The sequence below is a fragment of the Arenimonas soli genome (assembly GCF_014643775.1).
GTDB classification, from domain to species: Bacteria; Pseudomonadota; Gammaproteobacteria; order Xanthomonadales; family Xanthomonadaceae; genus Arenimonas; species Arenimonas soli.
In genome coordinates, this window is sequence record NZ_BMKC01000001.1 from 1,226,240 (window position 1) to 1,244,213 (window position 17,974).

Annotated in this window: 15 protein-coding genes; 11 read left to right on the top strand and 4 right to left on the bottom strand. The window is 68.4% G+C overall.

The window, feature by feature from the left end:
* Positions 1–88 precede the first annotated feature (88 nt).
* Complete coding sequence (locus IEX13_RS05950) at positions 89–364, top strand: polyhydroxyalkanoic acid system family protein (RefSeq protein WP_188662179.1); 276 nt, start codon at positions 89–91, stop codon at positions 362–364.
* Here IEX13_RS05950 and IEX13_RS05955 read toward each other — a convergent pair.
* Complete coding sequence (locus tag IEX13_RS05955; protein WP_229668467.1) at positions 309–1,082, bottom strand: DUF8198 family protein; 774 nt, start codon at positions 1,080–1,082, stop codon at positions 309–311. The two genes, IEX13_RS05950 and IEX13_RS05955, sit on opposite strands and share 56 nt — an antisense overlap.
* A 109-nt stretch (positions 1,083–1,191) precedes the next feature.
* Here IEX13_RS05955 and IEX13_RS05960 point away from each other — a divergent pair, with 109 nt between their 5' ends.
* The 3 genes from IEX13_RS05960 to IEX13_RS05970 all read left to right on the top strand — a co-directional run bounded on the left by IEX13_RS05960 (position 1,192) and on the right by IEX13_RS05970 (position 4,540).
* Positions 1,192–2,466 carry a patatin-like phospholipase family protein gene (locus IEX13_RS05960; RefSeq protein ID WP_188662181.1) on the top strand — a complete coding sequence of 425 codons (1,275 nt, stop codon included), beginning with the start codon at positions 1,192–1,194 and terminating at the stop codon, positions 2,464–2,466.
* Between the two features lie 119 nt (positions 2,467–2,585).
* Positions 2,586–3,275 (top strand): phasin family protein, encoded by a 690-nt coding sequence (locus IEX13_RS05965; protein WP_188662183.1) that lies wholly within the window; start codon positions 2,586–2,588, stop codon positions 3,273–3,275.
* A 191-nt stretch (positions 3,276–3,466) separates the two neighbouring features.
* Positions 3,467–4,540, top strand: a complete 1,074-nt coding sequence (locus IEX13_RS05970) for a restriction endonuclease (RefSeq protein WP_188662185.1) — start codon at positions 3,467–3,469, stop codon at positions 4,538–4,540.
* A gap of 3 nt (positions 4,541–4,543) precedes the next feature.
* On the opposite strand, the gene IEX13_RS05975 is transcribed toward IEX13_RS05970, so the two are convergent.
* Positions 4,544–6,532, bottom strand: coding sequence for an SDR family oxidoreductase (locus IEX13_RS05975; protein WP_188662187.1), 1,989 nt, complete (start codon positions 6,530–6,532; stop codon positions 4,544–4,546).
* Positions 6,533–6,694: 162 nt separating this feature from the next.
* Here IEX13_RS05975 and IEX13_RS05980 point away from each other — a divergent pair, with 162 nt between their 5' ends.
* The 7 genes from IEX13_RS05980 (at position 6,695) to IEX13_RS06010 (ending at position 11,444) form a co-directional block, all read left to right on the top strand.
* Entirely contained in the window at positions 6,695–6,952 is a 258-nt protein-coding gene (locus tag IEX13_RS05980) for an acyl-CoA-binding protein (RefSeq protein WP_188662189.1), read from the top strand.
* A gap of 9 nt (positions 6,953–6,961) precedes the next feature.
* Entirely contained in the window at positions 6,962–7,588 is a 627-nt protein-coding gene (locus IEX13_RS05985; protein ID WP_034220376.1) for a TetR/AcrR family transcriptional regulator, read from the top strand.
* A gap of 100 nt (positions 7,589–7,688) precedes the next feature.
* A complete protein-coding gene (gene ykgO, locus IEX13_RS05990) occupies positions 7,689–7,814 on the top strand; it encodes a type B 50S ribosomal protein L36 (protein WP_005913193.1) in 126 nt (41 codons plus the stop codon).
* Between the two features lie 152 nt (positions 7,815–7,966).
* A complete protein-coding gene (locus IEX13_RS05995) occupies positions 7,967–8,311 on the top strand; it encodes a hypothetical protein (protein WP_229668468.1) in 345 nt (114 codons plus the stop codon).
* Between the two features lie 6 nt (positions 8,312–8,317).
* Positions 8,318–9,349 carry an agmatine deiminase family protein gene (locus IEX13_RS06000; RefSeq protein WP_188662191.1) on the top strand — a complete coding sequence of 344 codons (1,032 nt, stop codon included), beginning with the start codon at positions 8,318–8,320 and terminating at the stop codon, positions 9,347–9,349.
* Positions 9,346–10,233, top strand: a complete 888-nt coding sequence (locus IEX13_RS06005; RefSeq protein ID WP_188662192.1) for a carbon-nitrogen hydrolase — start codon at positions 9,346–9,348, stop codon at positions 10,231–10,233. The genes IEX13_RS06000 and IEX13_RS06005 overlap by 4 nt, the downstream gene beginning before the upstream one ends.
* Positions 10,230–11,444 (top strand): TraB/GumN family protein, encoded by a 1,215-nt coding sequence (locus tag IEX13_RS06010; protein WP_188662193.1) that lies wholly within the window; start codon positions 10,230–10,232, stop codon positions 11,442–11,444. The genes IEX13_RS06005 and IEX13_RS06010 overlap by 4 nt, the downstream gene beginning before the upstream one ends.
* Before the next feature lie 6 nt (positions 11,445–11,450).
* Here IEX13_RS06010 and IEX13_RS06015 read toward each other — a convergent pair whose 3' ends face one another.
* Together IEX13_RS06015 and IEX13_RS06020 are read right to left on the bottom strand one after the other, a co-directional pair.
* Entirely contained in the window at positions 11,451–14,543 is a 3,093-nt protein-coding gene (locus IEX13_RS06015; RefSeq protein ID WP_188662195.1) for an efflux RND transporter permease subunit, read from the bottom strand.
* Entirely contained in the window at positions 14,540–17,974 is a 3,435-nt protein-coding gene (locus tag IEX13_RS06020; protein ID WP_188662197.1) for an efflux RND transporter permease subunit, read from the bottom strand. Before IEX13_RS06020 ends, IEX13_RS06015 begins: the two co-directional genes overlap by 4 nt.

Below are 17,974 nucleotides of genomic sequence, written 5' to 3' on the forward strand. Positions count from 1 at the left end.
CCGGCCGCGAATCTAGCATGGCCGTCGCGCCGGGCCTGCTTGGTGGATACGGCGAAGCCAAGCAGAATAGGCCGTCCAGGAGAAAGCCATGTCCCATATCGACATCCAACGCAAACATTCTCGTCCGCTCAAGGAAGCCAAGGCCGCGATCGAACGGGTCGCCGAACACCTGGCCGAGAAGTTCGACGTCGAGTACGGCTGGGAGGGCAATACCCTGGCCTTCACCCGCGGCGGCGTCGACGGGCACATCGCCGTCACGGCCAAGGACGTGCACGTGACCGCCAAGCTCGGCTTCCTGCTGGGTGCGATCAAGGGTCCGATCGAGCGCGAGATCCACCAGTACCTCGACCGCGAGTTCGGTTAGGGCCCGGATGGCCGAAGGGATCGGCGTGGCCGGCGAACAGCCGGCGCGAGGCCTCGCGCTCACGGTGGCCAATGGCTTCCAGGAAGTCGCCGGCACCCCCCAGGGCGTCGAAGGCCCCGAAACCGCGCTCCAGGAACCCCTGCAGCTCGGACAGCCCGGCCGCCCTGGCCGGGAAACGCGATGCCCGCAGGATCTTGTAGACGCCGTGTTTTTTCACCGCCGCGTCCAGGGTCCAGCCCACGCCCAGGATCAGTTCGATCTGCCGGCGGCGGAGCCGGGGGCAGCCCACGGCGCGGTAGGCCTGGCCATAGTCGGCCAACGTGATCGGGGCGCCCGGACGCCGGCGTGCGGCCAGTTGCTGGGCCATGCGCAGGTCGAAGGCGTGGCTGAGCACGGCCAGGCCGATGGCGTCGGCCGCGGCCACCAGCAGGGTGTCGGGCAGCAGCCGCGACATCAGCGGCATCACCTTGGCGACGTCGCGGTCGCGGCCGGAAAAGTCCCGCTCGCCGTAGAGGTCGGTCAGGAAGAACTCCGCCGCCGGGCGCATGCGGGCGTTGTCCTTGAAGTCGGTGAAACTCTCGGACAGGCGCCGCGCCTGCCAGGCCTGCAGGGCCTGCAGCTGCGGCAGCCGGTTGCGCGGGTCGCGCACCGGGTCGTTGACGGCCTTTTGCCAGGCCAGCCGTTTCGCCAGGCGCTGGCGCAGCAGGACCTGGCTCATCGGGCGGTGCCCGGACGGGGGCCGGAGGCCGGGAAATGGAGGCGGTTCACACTGGGCAGGGTATTCATGCGGCTACAATCGCCGCGCCATACAAGGATGATTCCATAGCATGCTCGTTCTGCAGCCAGCCCGGAAGCGCCAACCGCCCAGCCAGCGCCGCATCGGCCTGGCCATTGCCGGCGGCGGGCCGATCGGCGGCATGTACGAACTGGGCGCCCTGCGGGCGCTGGACGTCGCCATCGAGGGCCTGGACCTGACCCGGCTCGACGTTTACGTGGGCGTCAGCTCCGGCGCCTTCCTGGCCGCGGGCCTGGCCAACCGGCTCGACACCGCGGAGATGTGCCGGATCTTCATCAGCGGCGACAGCGACCAGGTGAAGTTCCACCCGCAGATGTTCCTGCGCCCGGCCTTCATGGAATACGTGCGCCGGGCGTCCTCGGTTCCCCGGCTGGCCTTCGACTGGTGGAAGGACCTGCTGACCGACCCCACCGGTTCGCACTTGAGCGAACTGGTCGGCCGCTTCGGCGGGGCCATCCCGACCGGACTGTTCGACAACCGCGGCATCGAAAGCTTCCTGCGCAAGGTCTTCACCATGCGCGGCCGCAGCAACGACTTCCGTGAACTGGCCGCAAAGCTCTACGTGGTGGCGGTGGACCTCGACAGCGGCGAAGCGGTGCGCTTCGGCGGCCCGGGCTGGGACGACGTCAGCATCTCGCGCGCGGTGCAGGCCAGTTCGGCCCTGCCCGGCCTGTACCCGCCGGTGGACATCCGCGGCCATCACTTCGTCGACGGCGCGCTGCGCCGCACGATGCATGCCTCCACGGTGCTCGACCACGGCATCGACCTGATGCTGGGCGTCAATCCCTTCGTGCCCTTCAACGCCAAGACCGCCGGGCGCCCGCCCGAGGGCATGAACATGATCAGCGAAGGTGGCCTGCCGGTGGTGCTGTCGCAGACCTTCCGCACCCTGCTGCAGTCGCGCATGCGCGTTGGGCTGGAAAAATACGCCGAACGCTACCCGGACGTGGACCAGGTGGTGTTCGAGCCCAACGAGGACGACGGCGAGATGTTCTTCACCAACGTCTTCAGCTACTCCTCGCGCCAGCGCGTTTGCGAGCACGCCTTTCGTTCGACCCTCAACGACCTGCGCCGCCGTCGCGCCGAACTGGCGCCGGTGCTGGCCCGGCACGGCCTGCAGCTGCGCGCCGGAATCCTTGATGATCCCGGCGTTTCGATCATGGACGACCTGGGCACGCCGCCGCGGCCGACCGAAGCCACCGCGCGCCTGCGCCGGGCCCTGGACGACGTCGACCTGGTGGTCCGCGAACGCCAGCCCGGCGCGCGGGCCAAGGGTGGACGCCAGGCCGGCAACCGCCGACGCTGAAGGCCAGGGCGACACCGCCCGGACGGCGCGCCGCCAATGGTGTGAAAACTCTAGACACAAGGCCCAGATTGGGGCCACTCGGCACTCGTGCCCAAACCGAACAGATGGAGTAACGCAGCATGGCCAAGCTCAAGAAGAACGCCCGCGCCAAGGCCTCGCCCAAGCGCAAGCCGTCCGCCGCTTCCGCCGCCGACCTGCAGGCCCGCGCCGAGCAGGTGTCGCGTTCGATCGTCGGCTCCGCCCAGCAGATCTGGATGGCCGGCATGGGTGCCTTCCACCGCGCCCAGGGCGAAGGTTCGAAGCTGTTCGAAGCGCTGGTCCACGAGGGCATGAGCATCGAGCAGAACACCCGCAAGCTGGCCACCGGCAGCGTCGACGCCGTGCGTGACGCCGTCGAGGACCGCGTCGGCGTGGTGCGCGAACGCGCCGTGGACACCTGGGACCGCCTCGAGAAGGTGTTCGAGGACCGCGTCCAGCGCGCCCTCAACCGCCTTGGCGTGCCCGGCCGCGAGGACCTGGCCGAACTGAACCAGCGCGTACATGAACTCAACGGCGAGCTGCGCAAGCTGTCCCGCCCGGCGGCGAAGTCCGGTGCCGGCAAGGCCCCGGCCACCCGCAAGCCGGCCGCGAAGAAGGCTGGCAAGAAGGCCGCCAAGCCGGCCGCCCGCAAGCCCGCCGCGAAGAAGGCCGGCAAGCCGGCGCGCAAGTCCGCCCCGGCCAAGGCCACGCGCAAGCCCGCCAAGGCCGCCAGCAAGCGCCGCCTGCCCAAGGCCCCGAAGCCGGTCGCCCCGCAGGCGCCGAGCGCCTGACCCCCTTCCCGTCCGCCAGCCAGCTCGGGAAACCGCACGCTCCCTCCCCTTGCGGCTCCCGGCTGGCGGACGGAATCAGATGACCTTCGGGCCCGGCACTGCCGGGCCCGTCGCGTTTTGGCGGCCATTGCCCCCGGCTTTCCGCGTTATCCTCTTGCACCCTGCCCGCCCCCCTGAATCGGAGTGACCGGATGTTCGGCCTCAGCCCCCTCGTAGCCGCCCTTGTCGTCACCATTGCCGCGCTGGTCGGCAGCACCTGGTGGTTCGGCGTACACCGCCGTCGCCTGGCCGAAACCCAGGTCGGCATCCAGGCGCTGGCCGGCATGAAGTGGCGTGAATGCGCCGGCCTCGTGCTCCAGGCCATGGAAGAGAAGGGCTACAAGGAACTGCCCTCGAGCCGCCAGCCTGGCGACGGCGGCGCGGAGTTCCTGCTGGTCAAGGGCGACGAACGCTGCCTTCTGGGCTACAAGCACGGCACCGCCTACCGGCTGGGCGAGGCCAACGTCCGTGACTTCGCCAACGCCGTGCAGTTGCAGGGCGCCACCAGCGGCATGCTGGTGACCCTGGGCAGCGCCGAAGGCTTCGCCCGCGACCTGGCGCGCCGCTACGGCGTCGACCTCACCGATGGCCGCAGCCTCTGGCCGCAGGTGGAGCCCTTCGCGGCGCCGCAGATGGTGCTGGCGATCCGCGAACAGGCCGCCAGTGAGATCCGCAAGGGCCAGCGCCTGGGCATCTTCGCCAGCGTGGTGCTGGGCCTGCTGGTGTTCGCCGCCGGCTACGCCATGCAGCCCGGCGAACCCGACGCCATGGTCGGCACGCCGGCCAGCACGCCCGAAAACACGAGCCCCGCCGCGACCGCGGCCGGCACCGAAGGGCCCGCGAACGAAGCCGCCGGCGAAACTTCAGCCGCGTCGGCGGGCGAACCCGAGGCCCCGGTGTCGCGTTTCACCGACCAGGCTTCGCGCGACGCCGAAGGCGCGCTGCGCGAGCTCGAGGAGGTGGCCAGGCTGACCGAACAGCAGCGCATCGAACGCCGCCTCGCCGCCGCCGCCGAAGTCGGCGAACTGGACGCAGCCGAACACGCCAACTGGTCCACCCAGTCGACCCTGGTGATCCGGATGAGCCGGGCCGACGGCATCGACACCGGCCTGGTCAACGAGGCCTGCGCCGTGCTCGTGCAGTACGAAGAGCTGCGCTACACCCGCCTGCAGCTCGAGCCCCCGGCCGGCACTGCCGGCCAGGTGCGCTGGAGGCAGTGCCAGTAGGTGCTACCAGTGCACGCCGCGCATCAGCGCGGCGAAGGCCACCTGTTCGTTGGTCGGCTTCTCGTCCCTGAGCGCCTTGCGGTCGCCCTTGGCCGCGGCCGAGTCCGGGAACATCTCGAACGCGGTATTCATGATCACTTCGTAGGCCTTGGGCGCGACGGCGTTGAGCGTGGCGGCGAAGATGCCCATGCGGGTGGCCACGCGACTGGGCCGCTCGATGATCGCCTTCACCACCAGGTCGGCGGCCTCTTCGGGCGTCAGCGTCGGCACCGACTCGTACATCTTGGTCGGGGCGATCATCGGGGTTTTCACCAGCGGCATGTTGACCGTGGTGAAGGCGATGTTCTTGCCGCTGAACTCGGCCTGGGCGCAGCGACTGAAGGCATCGAGCGCCGCCTTGGACGCCACGTAGGCCGAAAAGCGCGGTGAGCTGGCCAGCACGCCGATGGAGCTGATGTTGACCACGTGGCCCTTGCGGCGCTGGGTCATGGCCGGCAGGAAGCCCATGATCAGGCGCAGGCAGCCGAAGTAGTTCAGCTGCATCGTGCGCTCGTAGTCATGGAAGCGGTCGTAGCTGAGCTCGACCGACCGGCGGATGGACCGGCCGGCATTGTTGACCAGGATGTCCACCGCCTTGTGCTCGGCCAGCACCGTGGCCACCAGCTTGTCGCAGCTGGCCAGGTCGGTCAGGTCGCAGGTATAGGCCCAGCATTTGCCGCCGGCGGCGAGGATTTCGTCGCGGGTGGAGAACAGCTCTTCTTCGCCGCGCGCGACGATGATCACCTTCGCACCCGCCTCGGCGACCTTGATCGCCGTGGCCTTGCCGATGCCCGAGGAACCGCCGGTGATCAGCACCACCTTGCCCGTCACGTGGCCACGCAGGGTGCGGTCGACGAACAGGTCGGGGTCGAGGTGGCGCTCCCAGTAGTCCCAGATGCGCCAGGCATAGGAGTCGAGGTCCGGCACCGAGATCTTGCTGCCCTTGAGCGCACGCTCGACCACGCGGGTGTCGAACTTGGTCGGGTAGGTGATGAAGGACAGGGTGGCCGGCGGCAGCTTCAGGTCGCGCAGCAGCATCGCCGTGAAACGCTTGACCGGCGGCAGGTTGGTGACCGCGTTGCGCACCGCGCCGGGCACCACCGCCAGCATGCGCGCGTCCAGGCGCATGGTCATCTCGGGCGCGTGCGCGGCGCGGCAGAAGGTGTTCATCAGCTCGCCAAAGCGCTTGGGGTCCGGGTCGACCAGGTGGAAACACTGGCCATCGAGCCCGCGCTTGTGGGCGATGTGGTCCATGGCGTCGGCGACGAAGTCCACCGGCACCACGTTGATGCGCCCGCCTTCGATGCCCAGGGTCGGCACCCACTGCGGCAGCGCCTGGCGCATCTTCTTGACCAGGGTGAACAGGTAATACGGGCCGTCGATCTTGTCCATTTCGCCGGTCTTGGAATGGCCGATGACCATCGACGGGCGGTAGATGCGGAACGGCACCTTGCACTCCTTGCGCACGATGCCCTCGGACTCGTGCTTGGTGCGCAGGTAGGGGTCGCGCAGGCCTTCGGCTTCCTCGAACATGTCCTCGCGGAACACGCCGGGGTACAGGCCGGCGGCCGCGATCGAACTGGTGTGGTGGAAACAGCCGGCCTTGATGGCCGCCGCCAGCTCGATGGCGTGGCGGGTGCCGTCGATGTTGGCCACCTGCTGGGAGGCGGCGTCGGCGGACAGGTCGTAGATGGCGGCCAGGTGGAAGAAGTGCTTCACCTTGCCCGACAGCGCCTTCACCTTGGCCGGGGCCAGCCCCAGCCTGGGCTTGGACAGGTCGCCGGCGACCAAGACGATGCGCTTGCGGTCCCAGCCCATCGAGCTGGCGATCGCCTCGAGCTTCTTCTCCGAGCCCTTGCGCACCAGGACGTGGATCGTGCCCTTGCGCTTGAGCAGGTTGCTGACCAGGTAGCGCCCGATGAAACCCGTGGCGCCCGTTACGAAATAAGACATGACCTCTCCCCTGCCCTTGACCCCGGGACCGGCCCGAAGCGGCCGGCGATGGGGCTAAGTTGCCAGAGCCCGGCGCGGGCGGCAAACCCCGCGTTGAACTTCAATTGAACTTCCCTTGGGGCCGTGTTATCACCGGGGCTTCGATTGCGGGGATCCAAGACCATGGCCGACCTGAAAGCCGACTTCCAAAATGCCGCCAAGGACGTGATGGACCTGGCCGAAAGGCCCGACAACGACACCATGCTGCGCCTGTACGCGCTGTACAAGCAGGGCTCGGAAGGCGACGTCAGCGGGCCCAAGCCCGGGTTCTTCGATTTTGTCGGCACCGCCAAGTACGAGGCCTGGGAAAAGCTGGCCGGCATGAAGCAGGAGGAAGCCATGAAGAAGTACGTGGCCCTCGTGAAGACGCTTCGCGGCTGACGCCGCCCGATGGCCAGGCAGACCCGCCAGCGCATCCTCGATGCCTCGCTCGCCATGTTCAACGAACAGGGCGAGCCCAACGTCACGACCAACCACATCGCCGACGAGCTGGAGATCAGCCCGGGCAACCTCTACTACCACTTCCGCAACAAGGACGACATCATCGAGCAGCTGTTCGCGCGCTATGAAGAGCGCATGGACACCGCCCTGGTGGCGCCCGAGGGCCGGCTGCGGGACCTGGAGGACATCTGGCTGCAGCTGCACCTGGTGTTCGAGGCGATCTGGGACTACCGCTTCCTCTACCGCGACCTGGTGGACATCCTCAGCCGCAACCGGCGCCTGCGCCTGCGTTTCGCCCGCATCCTCAAGCGTGCGGCCGACAACGCCACCTCGGGCATGCGCGGCCTGGTCCAGGCCGGGGTGATGCGGGCCTCGGCGGCCGAGGTCGAGGCCACGGCCACCAATATCCTGGTGCTGGCCACGTTCTGGCTCAACTACGCCTCGGTCCGGGGCGACAAGGACGAAAACGAGGCCATCCGGCGCGGCATCGTCCAGGTGATGATGCTGCTCTCGCCCCTGCTGCGCGACGCCGAACGCCTGCACCTGAACACCCTGACCCAGGCCTACCTGCGCTGATCCGGGTCGGGTTTTGCCCCCAAACGCTTGTATTGCAAGCCGTTTTGGACTGGGCTATACTCCCGCTTCTTTATCGCCCCAACCCCTTTAAGGAACTGCCATGAAAGTGCTCTCGTCCCTGAAGTCGGCGAAGACCCGCCATCGCGACTGCAAGGTCGTGCGCCGTCGCGGCAAGGTCTTTGTCATCTGCAAGTCCAACCCGCGCTTCAAGGCCCGCCAGCGCTAAGCGCGGCAGCCAGGTTGGATCCGAAGACGCCGGCGAAAGCCGGCGTCTTCGTTTCCCGGCCCCCCTTGCCCCGGGGCGGATGGCGCGTTCAGGCCGGTTTTGCGATGATCCCGACCCTACCCGTCATCCCGACGATCCTGCGGAGGTGTTCCATGAAGGCCCAATCCCACACCTTGGCCATGGCCCTTGCCCTGGCGACCGGCCTGCTGCTGCAGGCGTCCCCGGCCTCGGCCGACATCCTGCTGGTCGAACGCGTCCGGGCCGAATCGGGCGCCCTGCCCGCCCGTGGCCAGACCATGGCGCAGATCGAGGCCGCCTACGGCGCCCCGGTTCGCAAGCACGCCCCGGTGGCGGGTCCGAACTCGCGCAAGCACAACCCGCCGATCACCCGCTGGGACTACGCCGGCTTCTCGGTCTACTTCGAGTACGACCACGTCGTGGACGCCGTGGCCGCCAAGAGCCAGCCCGAAGAGATCGGCCCCAAGCCCATCCAGTAGAGCCTAATGTCACAACTCCTTCGCTTCCCGGCGGAATGGGAACCCCAGTCCGCCGTGCTTCTCGCGTGGCCGCACGAAGGCACCGACTGGGCCGACCGCCTGGCCCAGGTCGAACAGACCTACGTCGGCCTGGTGGCCGCCATCACGCGATTCCAGCCCGCGCTGGTCTGCGTGGCCGGCCCGGCCCTGCGCGCGCGCGCCGCCGCCCAGCTCGCCTCCGCCGGCGTGGACCTGGACCAGGTGCGGTTTTTCGAGGTCGATTACGACGACACGTGGCTGCGTGATTCCGGCCCGATCACCCTGCGCGAAGGCCCGGGATACCGGCTCCTCGATTTCCACTTCACCGCCTGGGGCGGCAAGTTCGAAGCCGGGCGCGACGACCAGCTGGTGGCCCGCTTGCACGCCGCCGGCCTGTTCCGTGATGCCAGCCACCGCCGCGTTGATTTCGCACTGGAGGGGGGCGGGATCGAAACCGACGGCCGAGGCACCCTGCTCAGCACCTGGCGCTGCCTGCACGAGCGCCACCCGGGCAAGTCGCGCGCTGAAATCACCGCGCTGCTCGAGAACGAGCTGGTGCAGTCGCGCACGCTCTGGCTCGACCGTGGTTACCTCGAGGGCGACGACACCGACGCGCACATCGACACCCTGGCGCGTTTCGCCGCGCCCGACGCCATCGTCTACCAGGCCTGCGACGACCCGGACGACAGCCACTACGCCGAGCTGCAGGCCATGGCCGCGGAGCTGGCCGCCCTGCGCACCGCCGACGACCAGCCCTACCGCCTGTTCCCGCTGCCCTGGGCCCGGCCGGTGCTGGACGAAGGACGCCGCCTGGCGGCGTCCTACGCCAATTTCCTGATCATCAACGACGCCGTGCTGATGCCGGCCTACGGCGACGCCGCCGACGAGGCCGCCGCCCAGGTGCTGGCCGACGCCTTCCCGGGCCGCGAGATCGTGCCGGTGAACTGCCGTCCGCTGATCTGGCAGAACGGCAGCCTGCACTGCGTCACCATGCAACTACCCGAAGGCCTGCTGGCATGAAGAAGAACTCCCTGCGCGTTGCCCTGGTCCAGGACCGCGACCACGGCAGCGTCGAAGCCAACCTGGCCAATATCGAGGCCCGCGTTGCCGACGCCGCGGCCGCCGGCGCGAAGCTGGTGCTGCTGCAGGAACTGCACAACGGCGCCTACTTCTGCCAGCACGAGGCCACCAGCGAATTCGACCGCGCCGAACCGATCCCCGGCCCCAGCACCGACCGCCTGGGCGCGCTGGCGAAGAAGCACGCCGTGGTGCTGGTGTCCTCGCTGTTCGAACGCCGCGCCGCCGGCCTGTACCACAACACCGCGGTGGTTTTTGAAACCGACGGCTCGATCGCCGGCAAGTACCGCAAGATGCACATTCCGGACGACCCGGGCTTTTACGAAAAGTTCTATTTCACCCCGGGCGACCTGGGCTTCGAACCCATCAATACCTCGGTCGGCCGCCTGGGCGTGCTGGTGTGCTGGGACCAGTGGTATCCCGAAGCGGCGCGCCTGATGGCGCTGGCCGGCGCCGAACTGCTGCTCTACCCCACCGCCATCGGCTGGGACCCGGACGACGAACCCGGTGAAAAGGACCGCCAGCGCGGCGCCTGGATCCTGAGCCACCGCGGCCACGCGGTGGCCAACGGCCTGCCCGTGCTCAGCTGCAACCGGGTCGGCCACGAGCCCTCGCCGATCGGCGCCTCCGGCATCCGTTTCTGGGGCTCGAGCCACGTGCTCGGCCCGCAGGGTGAATTCCTGGCCGAAGCCGGCACCGACGATCCGGAAGTGCTGGTCACCGACGTCGACCTGGCCCGCAGCGAGGACGTGCGCCGCATCTGGCCCTTCCTGCGCGACCGCCGCATCGACGCCTATGGCGACCTGCTCAAGCGGTACCGGGATTGAACGCCGTCGAAGGCACCGTCCCCGACGGCCTGCTCGACCAGCCCCACGCCATCGTTGAACGCGACGGCGTGCGCTACACGCTGCTGGGCACCGCGCACGTGTCCCAAGCCAGCATCGACGCGGTGGAAGCCGCGCTTGCCAGCGGCCGCTACGACACCATCGCGGTCGAACTCGACGCCCAGCGCCATCGCGCCCTGACCGACCCGGACGCGCTGTCCAGGCTCGACCTGTTCCAGATCCTGCGCGAAGGCAAGACCGGCCTGGTCGCCGCCAACCTGGCGCTGGCGGCCTACCAGCGCCGCCTCGCCGAACAGCTTAAGGTCGAACCCGGCGCGGAACTCAAGGCCGCCGCCGTGGGCGCCCAGGCCCGCGGCCTGCGCCTGGCCCTGGTCGATCGCGATGTCGGCATCACGCTGCGGCGTGCGTTCGGCGCGCTGGGCTTCTGGGGCCGCACCAAGCTCATCGCCGGCCTGGGCGCCAGCCTGCTGGCCGACGAGTCGGTGGAAGAAGAAGAAATCGAGCGCCTTAAGAAGGGCGACTTCCTGGAGGCAAGCTTCGGCGAATTCGCCGCCGGTAGCCCGCCGCTGTACCGGGCCATCATCGCCGAGCGTGACCAGTACATGGCCAACCGCCTGCGCCAGGTCGGCGCCGAAGGCGGCCGCGAGGTGCTGGCGGTGGTCGGCGCCGGCCACCTCAAGGGCCTGGCCGAGCACCTGCGCGGAAACGACGACGCGCCGCAGCCGGCGCTGGATGCGCTCAACGAACTTCCGCGCAGCAGCGACATCCCCTGGTTCACGATCGTGCTGGCGGTGTTCCTGCTGGGCGGCTTCGCCTGGGGTTTCTGGCAGGGTGGCGCCGAACTGGGCGGCGAACTGGTGCTGCAGTGGGCCCTGATCACCGCCGCCGGCGGCGCGCTGGGCTGCCTGGCGGCCGGCGGGCATCCGCTGAGCATCGTCGCCGCGGCGGTGTCGTCACCGCTGACGCCGCTGCACCCGGCCCTGGCCTCGGGCACGGTCAGCGCCGCGGTCGAAGCCTGGGTGCGCAAACCCACCTATGCCGACTTCCTGCGCCTGCGCGACGACACCGGCCACATCAGCGGCTGGTGGAAGAACCGCGTTGCGCGCGTGCTGGTCAACTTCTTCCTGACCAGCCTGGGCACCGCCATCGCCGTATGGATCGGCGGTGCCACCCTGCTCAGCAAGCTGGCCTGAATCCCCTCAGGTGCGGGCCACCGCCCCGCCCAGCGGAGCCAAACCGCGGGCCTGGGCGATGCGGCGGGAGACGGCCAGGCTCAAGTCGTCGAGGATCGCGTAGATCGTCGGCAGGAACAGCAGGCTCACCAGCGTCGAGAACGCCAGGCCACCGGCAATGGCGCGGGCCATCGGGTAGTACGGCGGGCCACTGCCGGCCATCTGGGTGGTGCTGAGCGCGATCGGCACCATGCCCAGGATCGCCGTGCCCATGGTCATCAGGATCGGCCGCAGGCGGTCGCGGCTGCCCTGCACCAGGGCCGTCGTCCGGTCCATGCCCTTCCGGCGCAGCGTATTGATGTGCTCGACCATCACGATGCCGTTGTTCACCACCACGCCCATCAAGACCAATATCCCGATCGACGCCATGATCGTGAACACCGTGCCGGTGATCCAGAACAACCAGAACACCCCGAAGATCGAGAACACGATGCTGGACATGATCGCCGCCGGGAACAGCAGCGACTCGAACACCGCCGCCATCACCACATAGATCATCAGCAGCGCGATCAGCGTGTTGAAGGCCATCTGGGCGCCGGCTTCGTCGTTCCGACGGAACACGCCGTCGAAGCTCCAGTGGTAGCCCGGGGGCAGGCTGAGCGCGCCCAGCACTTCCTCCATGGCCTTGCGGGCATCCGGCGCGGTCACGCCTTCGCCCAGGTTGGACTGGATGTTGAGCGTGGTGCGGCGGTTCTGCCGGAAGACCTGGGTCGCAGCCGCCTGGGTGTCGACCCGCACCAGGGCCAGCAGCGGGATCGAGGTCCCGTCGGGCGCACGCAGGGTGAAACCGGCGAGGTCTTCGACGCCGAAGTTTTCCGAGCCCTCGAAACGCACCCAGACCGGGACTTCGGATTCACCGCGGCGGAATTCGCGCAGCGGCGTGCCGCGCAGGGCGGTGCCCACGTAGCGGGCGACTTCCTCGGCACTGAAACCGTAGGTGAGCGCCTTGTCGCGGTCGACGCTGATCGCCAGCTCTGAGTTTTCGTCGCCGGTATCCACGCGCACGTCGCGCAGTTCGTCGCGACGGTCGAGCAGCGGCACGATCTCCGCGGCCAGCAGCTTCAGCTGTTCCGACGAGTCGCCGATCAGGGAGACCTGCACGGTGTCCTGGCCGCCGCCCTGCCCGCCCTGCCGACCGCCTTGCTCGAAGCCAACGGTCGCGCGCGCCGACTTGGGCATGCCCTCGCGGATCTGCTCCATGATCTCGAGCGGATCGCGCAGGCCGCGCCCCTCGCTGCGCAGCGTGATCTTGGTGCCGGCCCAGCCTTGTTCGCTGTACCAGGAATAGATCTGCTCGATCTGCAGCTCCTCCCGGTTCTGGTCCAGGTAGCGCTCGACCCGCAGGACTTCCTCGGACACCTGCGGCAGCGCGTAGGCGCCGTTCCATCGGTAGAACATGTCCAGTTCGCGGCCCGGCTCCTGGTAGAAGAAGTCGGTCTTGGTCTGGGTCATCGGCACGATGCTGACCGCGACGATCAGCAGGATGCCGCCGACGCTGGTCCAGCGATGGCGCAGCGTCCAGTCCAGGAAGCTGGCGTAACGGTCCTGCATGCGCGCGATCATGCCGGTGCGGGCCGTCGCCGCCGGCGGCGTCTTCATGCGCGCCGACAGCATCGGGATCAGGCTGATCGCCACCAGCCACGAGGCCAGCAGCGACACCGTGATCGTGACCGCGATCTGCACCATGAAGATGCTGATCTGGTTGGTTTCGCCGAACAGGTTGGGCACGAACACGATGCAGTGGCACAGCGTGCCGGCCGACAGCGCGATGGCCACGTGCTTGGTGCCGATGATCGAGGCATAGCGCGGGTTGCCCGGGTGCTTTTCGCGTTCCTGGTAGATGCTTTCCACCACCACCACGGCGTTGTCCACCAACATGCCTACCGCCAGCAGCAGCCCCATCATCGTCAGCACGTTCAGCGTGACGCCCAGGAAGTGCATGAAGCCCAGGGTCATGATGAAGCAGATCGGGATCGCCAGGCTCACCATCAGTGTGGACGGCCAGTGGCGAAGGAAGAAGAACAGCACCGCCACCGAAAGCACCAGGCCGATGATGCCGGCTTCGGTGAGCTCGAGCAGCGAACCGGTGACGTTGTCGCCCTGGTTGTCGATCAGGATCATGCGCACGCCGCTGAAATCGGACTCGCGACCGATTTGCTCGATCTCGGCCAGGACCGTGCGCGAGACTTCCACCAGGTTGGCGTTGCGCTCCTTGAAGACGTCGATGCCGACCGCCGGGCGCCCTTCCAGGCGGCGGCCGTAGTTCATGCGCTGGGGCTTGAGGCGCACGTCGGCGACCTGTTCCAGACGCAGGCCGTTGGCGCCGACCACCAGCTCGCGCAGCTCCTGGATGTCGCGCAGTTCGCCCACCGGCTGCACGCGAAGACGGCGGGCGCCGTCCTCGATGGTGCCGGCCGAGACCGAGAAGTTCACGCCCTGCAGGGTCATGGCCAGTTCGTTGAGGCTCAGGCCATGGGCGGACAGGCGGTTGGGGTCGATCGCCACCTCCACTTCGCTGGGCGTGGCGCCGGAAATCTCGACGCGGGCGACACCCGGCATGCGCTCGAGCCGGCGCTTGAGTTTGAGGTCGATCAGGTCGTATTCGCTGGTCAGGTCGCGTTCGCTGGCCAGGCGCACCCGCAGCACGGGTTCGTCGCTGGTCGAGAACTTCATCACCCGGTAGCGCTGGAAGTCGTCCGGCAGTTCGTCGCGGATGGCGTCTATGCGCTCGCGCGCCTCCGAGGCCAGTACTTCGACGTCGCGGTCCCAGTCGGAAAACTCGATCCAGACGCTGCCGCCGTCGGCCCGGCTCATCGAGTTGAGGTTCTTGATGCCCTGCAGGGTGGACAGGGCCTCCTCGACCGGGCGCACCAGGCTCTGTTCGACCTCGTCCGGGGTCGAACCCGGGTACGGCAGCTCGACCGCGATGAAGGGCGCATTGAGGTCGGGGAACTGTTCCAGCGGCAGGCGGAAGGCGGCGATCAGGCCGATGACCACCATGGACACGAAGAACATGATCGCCGACACCGGCCGGCGCAGGCTGAGTTCGGCGATGGTCATGCGCGCACACCCTCGGGTTCGCCGCCGTCTTCTTCGATGACGATGGGCTTGGCGCGGGCGACGTAACTTTCGTCGCTGCGGCGGTCCAGCAGGTTGTAGACCACCGGGATGACCACCAGGGTCAGCAGCGTCGACACCGCCAGGCCGCCGATGACCGTCATCGCCATCGGCGCGCGCACCTCGGCGCCCTCGCCGGTGGCCAGCGCCATGGGCAGGAAGCCCAGCAAGGCCGTCAGCGAGGTCATCGCGATCGGGCGAAGGCGGGAGGAAGCGCCCTGCAGGATGGCGTCGTGCTTGGGCACGCCGGCGATGCGCAGCTGGTTGACCTTGTCGATCAGGATGATGGCGTTCTTGACCACGATGCCCACCAGCAGGATCAGGCCGATGAAGACCACCACCGACAGCGTCGCGCCGGTGATGAACAGCGCCAGCACCGCACCCACCAGGGCCAGCGGGATGGTGAACATGATCACGAAGGGATGCAGCAGCGATTCGAACTGCGAGGCCATCACCAGGTAGACCAGGAAGATCGCCAGGCCGAAGGCGAACACCAGCGAAGCCACGGAGGCGGCCAGTTCTTCGCCCTGGCCGCCGATGCGCATGCCGACGCCGGCGCCCAGCGGGTTCTCCGCCACCAGGCGTTCGACCTCGGCCACCGCGCTACCCAGGTCGCCGTAGGCCAGGCTCGAGGATACGACCGCGACCCGGCCCTGGTTGGCGTGGCGGATCTCGCCGGGGCCGGTGGTCTGGATCACGTCGGCCACGGCGTCCAGGGTCACCGGCACGGCGGCTTCGGGGTTGACGATCAGCTTGCGGATGTCTTCGACCGAGGCGCGATCGGCTACACGCGAGCGCACCAGCACATCGATCTTGCGGTCGTTGAAGCTGTAGCGGGTGGCCACTTCGCCGCGCACCTTGCGAACGACCTGGTCGGCGACCTGGCGCGTGGTCATGCCCAGCGCGGCGGCCCGCTGCTGGTCGAAGCGGATCTGGATTTCCGGGTAGCCCTCGGCCACCGAGGACTTGATGTCCACGAAACGGTCGGAGCCTTCCATCAGCGCCACCAGGCGCTGGCCGGCCTGCTCAAGGTCACCCAGGTCGGCGCCGTGCAGTTCGATTTCCAGCGGTACGGAGAAGCTGAAGATCTCCGGCCGGCCGAAGCTGACTTCGGCGCCCGGGAAGCGCTGCTCCATAGTCCGGCGCAGGCTGTTGGTCGCGGCCGCTTCGGTGGCCTCGTCGTAGCCCTCGCCCAGCACCACGGTCAGGGTGCCGATGTTTTCACCCGATTCGGTGGGGCTGGCGTCGAGCCGCGTGCCGCTGCCGCTGACGCCGTAGAGCGCGCGAACGCCCGGCTCGTCGGCGTGCTGCCGCTGCACCGTGCGCATCAGTGCGTCGGTGTCGCGCAGTTGGGTGCCGGCGGGAAGCTTCACGGTCATCTCGAAGCGGTCCTGCGCCAGCTGCGGGATCATGTCCAGGCCCAGGGTCGGAACCAGCGCGATGGCCAGCACGAAGGCGAGCGCGGAGAAGCCCAGCACGCGGCCCGGGCGGGCCAGCGCGGCCGGCAGCAGGCGCGCATAACGACGTTCGGCCCAGTAGTAGGGAACCATGACCCAGCCGCCGACCCAGGACAGCAGCTTGCCGGCCGGCACCATGACGCCGCGGAACAACGTGATCACCACGTAGGACAGGGCCATCACCAGCAAGCCCAACACGAGGGCCAGGACGTGCCGGATCGTGGCGACGACGCGAAGCACCGGGTTGCGCGGCTGCCAGCGCGGGGCCGGGGCCTCCTGCGGGAACGCCAGCGGCGGCTTGGCCTTGAGCGAAGACAGCATCGGAATCAGCGTCAGCGACACCACCAGCGACATCAGGATGGCGATCGAGATGGTCAGCGCCTGGTCCTTGAACAGCTGGCCGGCCACGCCCTCGACGAACACCAGCGGCAGGAACACAGCGACGTTGGTCAGCGTCGAGGCGACCACGGCCATGCTGACTTCCTTCGTGCCGGCCACCGCCGCTTCGACGATGCCCAGGCCGCGCTCGCGGGCCTTGGCGATCGATTCGAGCACCACGATCGAGTCGTCCACCACCAGGCCGGTGGCCAGGGCCAGCCCGCCCAGGGACATCACGTTCAGGCTGAGGCTGAACTGGTCCATGAAGAAGAACGTGGCGATCAGCGAGATCGGCAGCGACAGCGAGATGACGAAGGTGCTCCAGCCATCGCGCAGGAAGAAGAAGATCAGCAGGATCGCCAGGCCGCCGCCGAACAGCGCGTCGAAGCGCACGTCGGCCAGGGCCTGGCGGATGAAGACGGCCTGGTCGTCGACCACCGTCAGTTCGACGCCGGCCGGCAGCTCGCGGCGCAGGCGTTCGAGGTTGGCGTGCACGGCATCCGCGACGCTGACGGTGTTGGCGTCGCCTTCCTTGTAGATCGCCAGCTCGACCGCTTCGTTGCCGGCCAGGCGGATGATCGACTCGCGTTCCTTGAAGCCCTGGGTCACGTTGGCGACATCGCCCAGGCGTATCGCCTGGCCGCCGCCGGCAACGTTCGCACCGCCGCTGGCGGCGCTCTGCGCCGACGCCGACGCGGCCAATGCCTCGGCGGAACCCGTGAGCGCGGCAACACGCGCCGCGGCAGCCGCGGCTTCCTGGGCAGCGGAGTTGCCGCCACCGGCGGTCCGCGCGGTGACGAGCATGTTGCGGATTTCTTCGATATCGGCGAACTGGTTGACCGTGCGCACCAGGTAGCGCTGGCTGCCGTCTTCGATTCGGCCACCGGAGATATTGACGTTTTCGGCGCCCAGGCGGTCGATGATGGTGCCGATGCCGAGGTTGAGCTGCGCCAGCTTCTGCTGGTCGATGTCCACCTGGATCTCGTCTTCGAGGCCACCGCCGGCCTTGACCGCGGCCACGCCTTCGACGGGCTCGAGCTGCTTCTTGAGTTCCTCGTCGGCGTAGCGGCGCAGTCGCACCAGCGAGGCATCGCTGGTTTCCTGCCCGGAATCGGACAGCACCAGGCGCATCACCGGCTCGGTGGACGGGTTGAAGCGCAGCAGCACCGGCTGGTCGGCTTCGAGCGGCAGGTTCAGGGTTTCCAGCTTGTCGCGGACCTCCAGGCCCGCCCGGTCCATGTCGGTGCCCCAGGCGAACTCGAGCACCACGTCGCTCTGACCGGTGCGCGACACCGACTTGAGCTTGCGCAGGCCCTTGACCACGCCCACGGCCTCTTCCACCGGTTCGCTGATCAGGGTTTCGATTTCGGTCGGTGCGGCGCCGGTGTAGTCGGTGCGCACGGTGAGCGTGGGATAGCTCAGGTCCGGCAACAGGTTGACCGGCAGCGCGCCGAAGCCGATCAGGCCGAACAGGACGAAGGTCAGCGTCACCATGAACACGGTGACACGACGGCGGACGGAGAACTCGGCGAGACTCAT